Here is a 12746-nt window from a genome sequence, read left to right as displayed (position 1 = left end):
TTTAAGTAACAGCAAAAATACATAAAAAACATATAAGGTCATGAAGGAACGGTGAGTAAGGCTATAGCCCTATTCCGTATAGCTGGCTTTCAGGGTTTTAAGGTCCTCGAGCAATTTGTCAATTTCCTTTCGGTTGGTGCCATCATAAAAGCCCCTGATCCTACGCTCTTTGTCCACAAGGATAAAATTTTCGGTATGGATCATATCGTAGGGACCCCCATCACCATCGGTCTTTACGGCCAAATACGATTTTCTGGCCAACTCATAGATTTGTTTCTTATCACCCGTGACCAGGTTCCACTTGCTATCAACGACCCCTTTTTCCAGGGCGTATTTTTTTAATTGGGGCACAGAATCTATGACCGGGGTCACGGAATGGGACAGCAACATGACTTCGTCATCATCCAAAATGGCATCCTGTATTTCGGCCATGTTCTTGGTCATTATGGGACAAATGGTAGGGCATGTGGTAAAAAAGAAATCGGCCACATAGATTTTATCCCTGTAATTGTCTTGGGTGATGGTTTTTCCGTTCTGGTTGACCAGTTCAAAATCAGCAATTTTATGGTACTTCTTTTTATAGTGTAAGGTGCTGTCCACCAAAGAAGGGTCCACCATGGAAGGTTGGTACAAGGGGAGCATCTTTTGGGGCTGTAGGGCATTGTAAAATAGATAGACGATTACGGCGGAAAGTGCCAAGAGGACAGCTCCAAAGAACTTGTATTTTGAAAAGAAGGACAACATGCTTGCAAAATTACGGCTGATGGGAGGATTCTTCAAGTTGAAAACAAGTTTTTGGTGCTAAATCTTTCTTAAAACAAACCTCTGTTCACCATGCTGTTTTCATATCACTGGGTAAAAGGTTACTTTTGTGGGTTTTAACAAAACACTTCGGATGAGTCCCATACTTATAAAGACAATTCAATTCTTTCTTAGTCTGTCCTTACTCATTGTGCTTCATGAGCTTGGACATTTTATTCCCGCTAAGATTTTTAAGACCCGAGTTGAAAAATTCTACCTCTTTTTTGATGTGAAGTTTTCCCTTTTCAAGAAGAAAATAGGGGAGACCGTATATGGTATCGGGTGGCTGCCCTTGGGAGGTTATGTGAAGATTTCCGGGATGATCGATGAAAGTATGGACACCGAGCAGATGAAGGAAGAACCCAAGCCATGGGAATTCCGGAGCAAGCCGGCCTGGCAACGGTTGATCATTATGTTGGGAGGAGTCACGGTGAACTTTATTTTGGCCGTGGTCATCTACATTGGTATGGCGTATTCCTATGGTAGGCAATACATCCCCATGGAAAGCCTAAAGGATGGGGTTTGGGTGACCGAAAAAACCATTGGGGACAAACTGGGGATAGAGACCGGGGACAAGATCGTTGCTGTGGATGGCAATGAATTGGAATCCTTTGACAGTGTGTTTGGGGAATTGATTAATGGGAACAGCATTACCATTATTCGCGATGGTCAACGCATTGAAAAGGAAATTCCAATCGATTTTATTTCCACCTTACTCGATGACGAGGACAAACTACGCTTTTTGAGTGTTAGGGTTCCCTTTGTGGTGAACAAGGTGCCCAAAACCTCCCATAATAAAGAAGCTGGATTCAAGCCCAAGGACAAATTTTTAGCCGTGAATGGCCAAAAAGCGATGTACAGGGACCAGGTGATAGCGTTTTTGGAAAAAAACAAGGGCAAGGATATCGATATCACCTTGCAGCGACAAGATGGTTCACAAGATCAGGTAACGGCCCATGTAAATGCCGAAGGCATGTTGGGGTTGGAAGTCGGCGGATATACCATGGAAGATTTGGAGGACGAAGGTTATTTTAAGATCAATACCGAGGAATACACTTTTATGGAAGCCATCCCTGCGGGGATAGACAAGGGTGTGACCACCTTGTCCAGCTACGTAAAACAGTTGAAGAAAATCTTCAACCCCGAGACGGGAGCCTACAAGGGAGTTGGAGGTTTTGCGGCCATAGGAAGCTTGTTCCCCGATACGTGGAACTGGGCCACCTTTTGGTCTACCACCGCATTTATATCCATTATGTTGGCTTTTATGAACATCTTGCCCATACCGGCATTGGACGGAGGGCATGTGGCGTTTCTATTGTATGAAATGGTTACCGGACGTAAGCCCAGTGATAAGTTTTTGGAGTATGCACAGATGGTCGGGTTCTTCTTGTTGATCGCATTGTTGTTGTTTGCCAACGGGAATGATTTGTATAAATGGCTTTTTAAATAGAAAAGCGATTTTTTTCTTTGTACTGTATTAAAGAATCTGCTATATTTGCACCCGCTTAAGGTAAAATATTCCTCCTTAGCTCAGTTGGTTAGAGCATCTGACTGTTAATCAGAGGGTCCTTGGTTCGAGCCCAAGAGGGGGAGCAGAAAGCGAAAGAGCTGCACATTTGTGCGGCTCTTTTTTATTTGTGGCCTTTGTGTTGTTATCCCAGAGAAACCCTTTAATGGTGCACTACTTCCGAAGGAATCCTGAGTTTAAACAGGTGTTGGTTCATGCCTTTTGTGGCCAATTTGAACACGTGGACCTCCTTGCTTTGCAGTCTGCTTCCGTAATTTCTGTACACGGTAACTTTTAGATAGGTAGGGGTAAGCTGTTTGTTGCCATGGTAGGTGGCATTGATCTTCCAATCGCCCAAGAGCTCCTCATCCAGTAAAAAGTCGGCCATGGAATACCCCAGTTCTTTTTCGGAACGTATTCTTTCCGGCATTTCCCCTTGCGTGTGCTTCCATTCAAAATATTGGTTGCCCGGATTTACAAACTGAAGATTGAATTCCGCTTCGGAGTCGTTCCACTCAAACACCAACCGGGTGTTGTTTTCATCATCGGTTTTCTTTCTCTTTTTGATTTTCAAAGAGCCATTATCCAAAGCGAACAGATTATCCACCTCTCTTTCCATGATCGCTGAAAGTTCCATACTGTCCTTGGGTAAGAGGCCTTTGTCCAGCAAATAGGAATGTCGGGCATAGAGCGAGGCCGCGGATTCCGGTTTGTCCAAATCCCGGTAGCTGTTGGCCATGTCTATGAAGCTTTGTGCATATTCCGGTCTGAGTTTGTATACCTGTTTATAGACCGAATGGGCCTTTTCCTGCTGTCCCTGCGCCTCCAAGACATAGGCCATGGCTTTCAATAACGCAGGATTATTCCCAGCTAGATTATGATAAGTGTTTAAAATACCATCGGCATAAGATTTTTCCTTTTCGGTCTCATAAAAATAACGGTAAGAATCCAAATGGAAGAACGGATGATGGGCATAAGTGGCCTTATGATTTTCAAATACGGATTTGGCGGCTTGGGTAGATCCACTCCCGCGAAGTTCTTTCAAATAATGGGGCAGGGATGCACCAAGACCCTCAACATCGGCGACCTCCTCGGTAAGATAGTTGTTGCGCAATCGGGCTTGGTCATAAGGAGCGCCATCCGATTCTTTTGGAGTGATCGTACCTGTTTTGGTATTGATGACCACCACTCCTGTTATTCCTCTACCATATCGTGCCAAACCAGCAAGCGATGAGATAAAGGCTATTCTGCGAACATTGCCCCGCAAAGCCCCACACGAAATTTCGTTCAATATCATTCCATCAACATCAAAAACAACATTTGATGCGTTTGCAAAGGGGTTTCCTTTGCTTAAGGACAAGCTTTTGGGGGCGGGCCTCCCCACCAAACTACCAGAGGATATACCGCTAGGTCGCATGGAAGCAAAGAGCATATCGGTCGTAAGACTACAGCCTGCTGATACTCCGGCAAACCTTCCACTTATTGCAAAATCCAAATTTGCAGCCTTTTCAATCTCATCTTCTGCGATAATCCGTATGGAGTAACCGGAGGTTTCCTTGTTCAGATACCCATATGCCGATTTGATGATGTTGGGGTTGGAATCGTACTCCAGTTCCAGTTCTTTTTGGCCTTTGAGAATGGTCTTGGAAACAGTGACCTCTTCCAATTCTTCTACCCTTAGGCTCATTTTTATATTGAGGATTCGCGTAATGTCCTCCACAATGACCGAAACCGTATCCATCCCCATATAAGTGAACCGTAATTCCTCCTTGGGACGGGCTTGGATGCTATACATTCCTTCCTGGTCCGAAGCCATCTGTACCCCTGAATCAAGATTGGTCACATGCACATCGTGCAAAGGGGCTCCTGCTTGGGTAATGCGGCCTTGGATGGTCTGCTGCCCATGGGTAGTGGTTAAAAAGAGAAGAAAAATACTGGCAAGGCTCAATGATTTCATTGCTTACATTTTTTAGTACGGATTCGATGAACTTCTATGGGGGGTGGGTGTATAATGTAAAATGTTATAAACCAACAAGATAACAAAATATTGTAATATATTTCTTTCGTTGGGGATTCTTGGCATCAAAAAGAAAGCCTGTGTTATCCGCCGTATTTTTCAATCAATCTTGGTAGACCGGCATTCAAGAATTTTATTTGCTGTTCAATGCCGTTGGGGGTATCGTGGTTATGGGTGGTTACAATGACCAGTTTTTTTGCAGGAACCATGATAATGAACTGGCCCCCATACCCCATACCGTAATCAATGGTGTCTCCATCAATGGCGGCTTTATACCAGCAAAACCCATGGACGGAATTTTTCAGGCCCCATTCCGTGGCCTTTTTTTCGGAAGCATCAAAAAGGGTGTTCACCCAAGTTTCGGATATCAGGGGCACCCCATTGTGTCTGCCCTTGTTTTGTAATAGTTGGCCAATTTCCATAAGATCAAGGGGCCTCATTTTAAGTCCTAGGCCGCTACCATCATAATAACCTTTGTTCCTTTTTTGCCAATCTACCGGATGTATGCCCAAGGGAGCGAACAATACCTCATTGGCAAATGCCAAAGTGGATGTTCCAGTAGCTCGACTAAGGATCACGGATAGCAAATGCGTGGCGCCAGAGTTGTAGTTGTAGGTTGATCCTGGGCCATGTAGCAGGGGTTTGTTCAAAACAAAACCGATGGGGTCCTCACTTTGCAGCCAAGCCTCGTGCTCCAAGTAACCTTTCCATGCTAGACCGGAAGTTTGGTTTAACAAGTGCCTAATGGTAATGGATTGCTTATCGGAATTAAGGGACTCAAATTCTGTGGGGAAATAGTTCAAAATGGGCTCATCCACATTTTTTAGATGCCCTTTGTCAATGGCTATGCCCACAAGAATGGCCATAATACCCTTTGTCAAGGATTGCACATCACACAAACTGTCTTGGGTTTTTTGGTTGTAGTACTGTTCAAGGACCAATTCCCCGTTTTTGGATACCAAGGTAGCATAGCTATAATCGGTTTCCAGAGAAATGTTGTTTGCTGGATTGTGTTGTTCCGATTGCTCTTTCTTGGTCTGTTTGCACGAAAGAAATAGAAGCAAAAATACAGAAGCAAAAATGTGAAGGTTGGTTTTTGATATCATGTGTTATTGGCTATAGATATTGAACAGAAACGATCTTGAAGGTTGCTCTTAATCCTCAGGACCCACCCAAGCAAATGGATTATGCGCCACCTCCCATAGGTGGCCGTCCAAGTCTTTAAAATAACCGTGGAAACCGCCCCAATCTGCTCTTTGGGCAGACTTTATCAATACGGCACCAGCGTTGACGGCCTGTTCCAAGACTTCCATAACTTCGTTTTCCGAAGCTACGTTATGGGCTAAATTTATTCCCGTATATCCGCTTCCTTCGGAAGGAATACCGACATCGGCTGCCAAACTTTCGCGGCCCGAAAGTCCGAGCCATGTACCGTTCAGGTTGAAAAAAGCAACGCCGGGAGGGGAAGGGAGCATGGGCAGTCCCAGCCCATCGCGATAAAATGCAATGGATTTTCCTAGGTCGGCAACCCCCAAAGAGACCATACTGATTCTAGGTTTCATAGGTTCTTATTTGTTTTCATATTCAGGGTTCAGTGTTGTAGGAATGGGTGCTTTGGTTTCTTTCCACCATGTTTTTAGCGCTTTGAGCAGCTCCTCCTTTTTTTCAGGCTCCTGCGAAGCCAAATTGTTCCTTTCACTACTATCTGTTGTCAGATTAAAGAGTTCAATTTCGTCATTTTCAAAATAATAGTGCAGTTTCCAGTCCCCTTTCCGTATTACAGAGCCTGGCCGTGTTCGGAACAAACTATCCCTGTTTTCATTGTCTGAGGCATTGTAGGCTTCCAAGTAAATGGGGAAATGCCAATATAACTCGCGGTCCAATGAACTGGTTTTTCCCTCTAAAATAGGGGAGAGGTCATGGCCATCCAACTCCTTTTGGCCCTCTTGGATTCCGGCATAGTGCATCAGGGTCGGGAAAAGGTCTAAGTTGGTGATGGGAACATCGCTTTTGGAATGGGCGGGGATGTTGTCCTTCATTACAAAGAAAAAGGGTACACGGATGCCCCCTTCGTAATAACTTCCCTTCCCTGCTCGTAGCGGTTGCTGTTGGGTAATGCCGTAGAGTCCGCCATTGTCTGAAGTAAAAATGATCAGCGTACGGTCAAAAACACCCTTTTCCTTCAATTTTGAGATCAACAGGCCAATATTCCTGTCCAGATTCTCCACCATGGTGGCATATTCGGCATTATTTTGCCCCTTGGAGCCAGATTTTTGCTGGTATTTTCCCAATAGATCTGCCACAGGCTGTATGGGAGTATGTACTGCATAAGGAGCATAATACAGGAGAAAGGGTTGGGTCACGCTGTCCACAAACTTTAGGGTCTTTTCCATGATGACATCGGTAAGGTAGCCATCGCCATCTGTATTTAGATCGACATTTTGATATGGCGGGTAATAACTGCTGGGATGCCCATTGTGACCGCCACCAATGTTCAGTTCAAAACCATAATCCAGGGGGCTGTCGCTGATGTGCCATTTGCCCGAATGGCAGGTAGCATAGCCGTTCTTGTGCAATATTTTGGAAAAGGTGGTATGGGTCTGGGCCAGTGTGGTCGTGTTTTGGATGGGAATGAGCTTTCGGTCTTTCGATGCACCCCTCTCGGAGGAATTGACGGTATAGATGCCATGACGGGGTGTCCATTGTCCTGTAAGAAGACTGGCCCTGCTCGGGGCACAGTTGGATGCACCCGCATAGCCATTGCTGAACACCATGCCTTGGGCCGAGAGCGCATCAATATGTGGGGTTTCGTAATAGGTGCTGCCCATAAAGCCCACATCTTTCCAACCCATATCATCCACATTGATGATCAATATGTTAGGCCGTTCCACGGTAGGGGAAGGGTTATCGCAAGCACTGATACAAAGTATCAGAAGAACAAAAGCAATGCAGAGAGTTGACCTCATGAAGGTTTGGTTTGATTTTTCCTTGATGACCTTACTAAGATACAATTCGCAAGTCATTTCTTTGGTCGGTTCATGCTTTGGTGCCATTGGGATGTATAACAAATGGGCTATCTTGTGGCGAGTATCCAACCAACCATCTATGTCGCCATCTACCACCAACGTTTCCCAACGTCTTTTTTCCTTGGATGTATTCCGGGGTTTGACCATGTTCCTATTGATTGCCGAAGCGGCCGGATTTCACGGTAATTTTTCAACCTTGGCCGAAGGCACTTGGTTGGAAGGACTTGCCCATCAATTGCACCACCACCCTTGGAACGGGCTTCGGTTTTGGGACTTGATCCAGCCCTTTTTCATGTTCATCGTGGGGGTGGCCATGCCTTTTTCAGCACGTAAACGACTGGCCAATGGGGACAAGGGCGCAGTGACCCGGCATATCTTGAAAAGGTGTTTCCTGCTGTTCAGTTTTGGAGTACTGCTGCACTGTGTCTACAGCCATAAACTGGTCTGGGAACTTTGGAATGTTCTGGTGCAGTTGGCGTTCACCATACTGATCGCCTACGCCATCATGCAGCTTCCCCATAAAGTTCAATTGGCCATATCCGCAGCACTTTTAATATTGACCGAAGTATTGTACCGGGCCTACAATCCCGAAAACCCATACAACCAAGGCGAAAGTTTTGGTTCTTGGGTAGATATGCTGGTAATGGGAAAGACCAATAGTGGTTATTGGGTCTTCATCAATTTTATCCCTACGGCGGCCCACACCATTTGGGGTGTGGTCTGCGGACAGGTGTTGCTCTCCAATAGGGATGCGAAGGAAAAACTAAAGGCATTCGTCATTTGGGGACTGGGGATTCTGGTGCTGGGTCTGGCCATGGATGTGTTGGACATTACCCCGATCATCAAAAGGATTGCCACGACCTCCTTTACCTTGGCCTCCGGGGGTATTGCCGTTCTGGTATTGGCCTTGTTCTATTGGGGGATTGATGTTAAGGGTTATAAGGCCAATTGGTTGAAAATATTCTCCGTAGTGGGCACCAACTCCATCTTTATCTATTTGTTTGCAGAGACCGTGGGGGTGCAATGGTTTCAGGATTTTGGAAAAATTTGGACCGAAGGGCTCTTGACCCCGATCGGCCTGCCCCAAGATTGGATCATGGTGATCAATGCCTTGTTCGTACTCTTTATCTTTTGGTACCTCACCTACTTTTTGGATAAGAAGAGAGTCTATTTTAAGGTGTAAGGACGTTTATTAACAAAACTCACTTTCATCAATTTTAATACTCAAACAAATCCAGTAACTGTTCTTTGTTTAGGTTCAGAGCCCTAGCCACTCTAAGTAGACTGATGACACTGGTATTGATCTCCCCATTCTCCAATCTACTGATTTGGGTTCTGCTGATGTTGGCCTCCAACGCCAATTGATGTTGGGATAATCCGATTGCGGACCTATGGCCCTTGATTTTTTCACCAAGCTGTTTTTTGAACTCGTTTTCCTGCCTTTCAAGCTCGCTTTCATAAAATCCCATTTGTGTTGGATTGTGATTCAAAAAAATATTTTATCGGCACATTCAGTGCTTGTGCCAAAAGATGGAGATTGACAATGGAAGTACTGATTTCTCCACGTTCTATTCTCCCGACCTGATTTTTGGACATCTTCGCATCTGTTTCCAAAGCAGCCTGGGACAGTCCGGCCGCTTCCCTTAAATCTCGTACCCGTAGTCCAAAATCTTTTAAGATTTGTACCTCTTCTTGGGTGTATTTTCTTCGCATGGTTCTAACCCTCTTTCAAAAATAAGGTGTACAAGGGAACTCCCAAGGCACTGGCAATTCGGTTGAGGGTGACCAAACTGGTGTTACGCTCTGCACGTTCAATTCTTCCAATATGGTTTTTGGTGACATCTGCTTCTATGGAAAGTTGGAATTGGGACAATCCTTTCGCATTGCGAAGTTGTCGGATTCTCTCACCAACAGACTTCATGATTTCCTTGTCTTCTTGTGTGTAGGTATTGAGCACATGCCAATTTGCCTATAGTTTAATAAAATAATGACATCCTCGATGAGGTATTTTAATTATTTTTCTTATCATTGTAACAGAAATGCTGGCATAACCCCCTGAACCGTAATCTCTTTGCTATGCCTATTGATCTATTGGGGGAGATCCAATATTTTTTGGACCAGCGTACCAGTACCTCCCTAGAAATTACCTTCTCCCATCTGGACATCCATTTGTTCAATGAAAACAAGTTGCTCAACAGGATCGTTCGGGAGAATGCCAAACTCCGCATCCATGCCCCACCATCGCCCGGAATACCCCAAATGGAGGTGTTGGACCAACTGGTGTTTCAGTTTTCCTTTCGGTTTGGGCTACCCACTTCTAAATTCTCGTTCGAGAGCAATGCATTGGGCATGCCACGACCCTTGGCTCGCGGTTTTTTACAGATCAACACCGATGAACTGGACCTACAGTTCACCATTGAGGCCCCAGACCCCCAACTCCACATCTTGGTACGGCATTGTTATGTAAATCCTCTATATATAAAACTGGTGGAGCGGCAAGGTGTGGCCCAACCCTAAAGGGTTGTTGCAGTAAAAAAGCCCACCGATATTGGCGGGCTCTTTCCTGTAAAGCTAGTTTTTCAGATTGTTTTGATCTGATGTTGTTGGTCGGGAAGATTGCCCCTTGGCTTACAGGGCGTCTTCCATTTTATTGGTCAGCACCATCGGCCATGGCGCGATCAATGGTATACTGTGCCACTTCACGGCCTTGGTCGGTACCCACGGTGGCATCAAAGCTCCAATGGATTCCACCATACACCCGTGATATGGCGGCCTCTTCGGCCCAACCCCTTACCTTGCTGGCCTCTTCGGGGAAAACATAGGCCAACACTTCCGATCCCGCTGCCGAGAACACACTGTGCCCAGAGGTATAGCTCGGAAAGTTCGGGGTCCCGGCGATGGTCTCAAACCCTTCGATCATCTGGATGGGTCTGGGATAGTGGTAATAATATTTGGCATCCCAACAGCTGATTCCCGCATCCATGATGGCCATGTTCATATAGGCCAAGGTACGGGAGGTCTGTAAAGGGTTCAATCGGTAGTCCACGATAAATTCGTTGGCAATGCGGTTCCAGTGTCCCGGAGGGGTGTAGGTGCCCAGTCCATCTTGCCAAAAGTTGGCAATCCTGCGATATTCGTCCGTCATGTTGCGGGCATAGTCCTTGAGCAGTTCCACATCGTCCAAAAATTCCTGTGAGTCCAGTTGTGGTGGTGCAATGGGGCGTACACTTTCCACATCGTCAATACTCCACATGGTCACTTTTCCAAAAAGAGGTGTCAACCCCACAGGACGTACTGGGATTTCCAAATTATCCCAGGCCCAACCGAATCGGTCATAGGCGGCCTGTTTAATGGAATCGGAAACGGCTTTTGGGGTCTGGGCCTTGCTCATGCCATCGGTGGAAGCCCGTGCCAAGGCAGTGGCCGAGACCACATCGCCAATGGCCACGCCTGCGGTGACATCGCTCATCACATGCCCGCCGGACAATCGGAGGCTTTCCAAATGCTCTTCCTCCAAATCTTGCAGATACTCCGCTTCCAAAGGAAACATGGCTGTAAGGATGTTCCGTGAGGCCCTTGCGATCACCGCTCCATCCGAGGGATAGGAGGGGATGGCATTTTCCTCATAGGCAAAATCGATGCCCCCATCCTGTTGATAGGGTGCCGCCCGATTGTATTGGTATTTGTAATGCCATGCACTGATGAGGCCATCAAACTGTGCCACGGACATATAGGCCAATGCCCTACACGCATAAGGTGGGTGCGCAAAAGGAAAGGCCGGTGGCCCTTCTGGGTTGGATGGACTGGGCAGGGTATAGGTGCCATCGGCATTGGGACCGGGGATGAGGTTGTACTTGGCAATGAGTTCCAAGGCAACCTCGTTCCAGCGAATGGCCGGATTGTTGGTCCAATACTTTACGGCTCTTTTCTGTTCTGAGCTCATGCTTTGCATGTCGGCTTTCAGGTCTGCCAGCTCCGCTTGATAGGCTTGGGAATCGGAAGACTCGGGTGCATCCACGGGTATCGAGGCCCCGGAATCATGCAGCACGGGGGTCCAGTCCCCACCGTTTTCATCAAGTTCGGAATACGCATAACTTTCATAGGGAAGGTAGCGCGGGGTATCTTTTTCGCAGGAGACCAAAACCACAAGGGCAATGGCCCAAAGTAGGGTGGATATCTTATTGTACATCATCGGTTGCTTCAATTGGTTTTTTGAATGGGTTGAACTGATAGGTAATACCAAAGCCGGTATTGCTGAGTTTGGGCATATTCCGCCCATCAATGATCCTGTTGTGGTAGGCCACAACGCCCAATCCCTTCAAGGATTTAAAATAGTATTGTGCCGAAAGCCCAATGCGGTCAAACTTCACCTTATTGGTGGGCTGTGCGGCATTATAGGCCCTGATATCGTCCCCGCTGGTGGAATCCAATCCGGTATAGTTGAATTCCAACTTGAACGAGTAGTCAAAGAACCACTTTCCAACGATGCCTTCATAGGTCCAGGCGTTCGGGACATCCATCCAAGCGGTGTAGTAGCTGCCGTTGTTGTAATAGTAATCCCGTTCGGCCTCGGTATAGCCACGCCAAAGATGGGCCAAGGAACCTCTTACGAACCAGCCGTTGGAGAGTTGGTATTGACTTATCGCCCGTAGTGAAAACTCTGGAGCGCCCGAACCAATGCTGTAGGGCTTGTAATCGGACAGATAATTGGTGAGGGGAGTTGAAAATCCGGCCGTGGTCAAGACGGATAGCTCCCCATTGCCCAAGGTTTTTTGAACGGCCCTATACTTTAAGGCGAAGCCAATATCCTGAAACCCTCTTGCCCCAGTAAACTTTCCTCCATTGGGTTCCGAAGAATCCGTACTGATGAAGGGCAGGCCAATATAAAAGTTGAGGTCGTCCAAAATACCAATGGCCGCCATGGGCAATACCGTGTTACGGTCTACCGTGGCAATGGTCTCATTGGACCGTAGATAGCCGCCTTCCCAATAGCGGTCAAAGCTGCCCATGTCATAGGCAAACAAGACGCATATGTTCTTGGAGGGCATCATCAAGGCATCGCTGGGAGTCTGTGCCCGAAGCGGGTTCGGTGACCAGATGCATAATAGCGTTAGGGTAACCAGCAGATGGGGCCAAGAAAACCTGGACCTAAATGGGGAACCCTGTTTAGAAGTGTTGTTTAATGGAATCATTATTTAGTTTTGATTGGAAAAAGGTCAAGGCAATGACTCCGGGCCTATTTTATGATTGATATGATGGTCGTTGGGTCATGCCGCTGGCTAAAATAGAGGTATGGCGCAAGCGAACAGATTAAGGAAAAATAAGAAGGGTTAAGGAAGGGTTAATAAGGTTAAGAAAGACCTAAAAAGGGGAAATTAAGGCTAAAAGGAATTAT

General features: G+C 46.4%; 13 protein-coding genes and 1 tRNA gene. 4 read left to right on the top strand and 10 right to left on the bottom strand.

Going from position 1 to position 12746, the window contains the following annotated elements; all coding sequences use genetic code 11:
- Positions 1–69 precede the first annotated feature (69 nt).
- A complete protein-coding gene (locus ACPD8L_RS09640; RefSeq protein WP_423943856.1) occupies positions 70–744 on the bottom strand; it encodes an SCO family protein in 675 nt (224 codons plus the stop codon).
- 151 nt (positions 745–895) lie between these two features.
- Between ACPD8L_RS09640 and rseP the strand changes: the two genes are divergently transcribed.
- Positions 896–2251, top strand: coding sequence for an RIP metalloprotease RseP (gene rseP / locus ACPD8L_RS09635; RefSeq protein WP_423943147.1), 1356 nt, complete (start codon positions 896–898; stop codon positions 2249–2251).
- Positions 2252–2320: 69 nt separating this feature from the next.
- Positions 2321–2394: transfer RNA gene (locus tag ACPD8L_RS09630), tRNA-Asn, on the top strand.
- 77 nt (positions 2395–2471) lie between these two features.
- Here the strand turns inward: ACPD8L_RS09630 and ACPD8L_RS09625 are convergent.
- The 4 genes from ACPD8L_RS09625 to ACPD8L_RS09610 form a co-directional block, all read right to left on the bottom strand.
- Positions 2472–4265 (bottom strand): hypothetical protein, encoded by a 1794-nt coding sequence (locus tag ACPD8L_RS09625; RefSeq protein WP_423943145.1) that lies wholly within the window; start codon positions 4263–4265, stop codon positions 2472–2474.
- Positions 4266–4408: 143 nt separating this feature from the next.
- Entirely contained in the window at positions 4409–5431 is a 1023-nt protein-coding gene (locus ACPD8L_RS09620) for a serine hydrolase domain-containing protein (RefSeq protein WP_423943144.1), read from the bottom strand.
- A gap of 48 nt (positions 5432–5479) precedes the next feature.
- Positions 5480–5887, bottom strand: coding sequence for a VOC family protein (locus ACPD8L_RS09615; RefSeq protein ID WP_423943142.1), 408 nt, complete (start codon positions 5885–5887; stop codon positions 5480–5482).
- Between the two features lie 6 nt (positions 5888–5893).
- On the bottom strand, positions 5894–7291 hold the full coding sequence (locus ACPD8L_RS09610) for a sulfatase (RefSeq protein ID WP_423943140.1): 1398 nt from the start codon (positions 7289–7291) through the stop codon (positions 5894–5896).
- Between the two features lie 139 nt (positions 7292–7430).
- Here ACPD8L_RS09610 and ACPD8L_RS09605 point away from each other — a divergent pair, with 139 nt between their 5' ends.
- On the top strand, positions 7431–8534 hold the full coding sequence (locus ACPD8L_RS09605) for an acyltransferase family protein (RefSeq protein ID WP_423943138.1): 1104 nt from the start codon (positions 7431–7433) through the stop codon (positions 8532–8534).
- A gap of 34 nt (positions 8535–8568) precedes the next feature.
- On the opposite strand, the gene ACPD8L_RS09600 is transcribed toward ACPD8L_RS09605, so the two are convergent.
- The 3 genes from ACPD8L_RS09600 to ACPD8L_RS09590 are packed head-to-tail and all read right to left on the bottom strand — an operon-like array spanning position 8569 to position 9308.
- The gene (locus ACPD8L_RS09600; protein WP_423943136.1) at positions 8569–8820 is read right to left on the bottom strand and encodes a helix-turn-helix domain-containing protein; all 252 of its coding nucleotides are present in this window, start codon (positions 8818–8820) and stop codon (positions 8569–8571) included.
- Positions 8807–9064, bottom strand: a complete 258-nt coding sequence (locus ACPD8L_RS09595; RefSeq protein WP_423943135.1) for a helix-turn-helix domain-containing protein — start codon at positions 9062–9064, stop codon at positions 8807–8809. The genes ACPD8L_RS09600 and ACPD8L_RS09595 overlap by 14 nt, the downstream gene beginning before the upstream one ends.
- Before the next feature lie 4 nt (positions 9065–9068).
- Complete coding sequence (locus tag ACPD8L_RS09590) at positions 9069–9308, bottom strand: helix-turn-helix domain-containing protein (protein WP_423943133.1); 240 nt, start codon at positions 9306–9308, stop codon at positions 9069–9071.
- Between the two features lie 119 nt (positions 9309–9427).
- Here ACPD8L_RS09590 and ACPD8L_RS09585 point away from each other — a divergent pair, with 119 nt between their 5' ends.
- Entirely contained in the window at positions 9428–9868 is a 441-nt protein-coding gene (locus ACPD8L_RS09585; RefSeq protein WP_423943132.1) for a hypothetical protein, read from the top strand.
- 130 nt (positions 9869–9998) lie between these two features.
- On the opposite strand, the gene ACPD8L_RS09580 is transcribed toward ACPD8L_RS09585, so the two are convergent.
- Both ACPD8L_RS09580 and ACPD8L_RS09575 read right to left on the bottom strand, forming a co-directional pair.
- On the bottom strand, positions 9999–11543 hold the full coding sequence (locus ACPD8L_RS09580) for a vanadium-dependent haloperoxidase (protein WP_423943131.1): 1545 nt from the start codon (positions 11541–11543) through the stop codon (positions 9999–10001).
- Positions 11530–12543: a transporter family protein gene (locus ACPD8L_RS09575; protein WP_423943129.1), complete on the bottom strand. Its 1014-nt coding sequence runs from the start codon at positions 12541–12543 to the stop codon at positions 11530–11532. Before ACPD8L_RS09575 ends, ACPD8L_RS09580 begins: the two co-directional genes overlap by 14 nt.
- Positions 12544–12746: the final 203 nt, after the last annotated feature.

This window comes from Flagellimonas algicida, from assembly GCF_049629585.1.
Lineage (GTDB): Bacteria > Bacteroidota > Bacteroidia > Flavobacteriales > Flavobacteriaceae > Flagellimonas.
Note: the sequence above shows the minus strand (reverse complement) of the source record. Positions and strands in the feature narration are given on the sequence as shown.

Coding starts and splice junctions, on each gene's coding strand:
- ACPD8L_RS09600 (WP_423943136.1), bottom strand. CDS start 8,820: ATGGGATTTTATGAAAGCGAGCTTGAAAGGCAGGAAAACGAGTTCAAA.
- ACPD8L_RS09620 (WP_423943144.1), bottom strand. CDS start 5,431: ATGATATCAAAAACCAACCTTCACATTTTTGCTTCTGTATTTTTGCTT.
- ACPD8L_RS09585 (WP_423943132.1), top strand. CDS start 9,428: ATGCCTATTGATCTATTGGGGGAGATCCAATATTTTTTGGACCAGCGT.
- ACPD8L_RS09575 (WP_423943129.1), bottom strand. CDS start 12,543: ATGATTCCATTAAACAACACTTCTAAACAGGGTTCCCCATTTAGGTCC.
- ACPD8L_RS09595 (WP_423943135.1), bottom strand. CDS start 9,064: ATGCGAAGAAAATACACCCAAGAAGAGGTACAAATCTTAAAAGATTTT.
- ACPD8L_RS09615 (WP_423943142.1), bottom strand. CDS start 5,887: ATGAAACCTAGAATCAGTATGGTCTCTTTGGGGGTTGCCGACCTAGGA.
- ACPD8L_RS09580 (WP_423943131.1), bottom strand. CDS start 11,543: ATGATGTACAATAAGATATCCACCCTACTTTGGGCCATTGCCCTTGTG.
- ACPD8L_RS09625 (WP_423943145.1), bottom strand. CDS start 4,265: ATGAAATCATTGAGCCTTGCCAGTATTTTTCTTCTCTTTTTAACCACT.
- rseP (WP_423943147.1), top strand. CDS start 896: ATGAGTCCCATACTTATAAAGACAATTCAATTCTTTCTTAGTCTGTCC.
- ACPD8L_RS09640 (WP_423943856.1), bottom strand. CDS start 744: ATGTTGTCCTTCTTTTCAAAATACAAGTTCTTTGGAGCTGTCCTCTTG.
- ACPD8L_RS09605 (WP_423943138.1), top strand. CDS start 7,431: ATGTCGCCATCTACCACCAACGTTTCCCAACGTCTTTTTTCCTTGGAT.
- ACPD8L_RS09610 (WP_423943140.1), bottom strand. CDS start 7,291: ATGAGGTCAACTCTCTGCATTGCTTTTGTTCTTCTGATACTTTGTATC.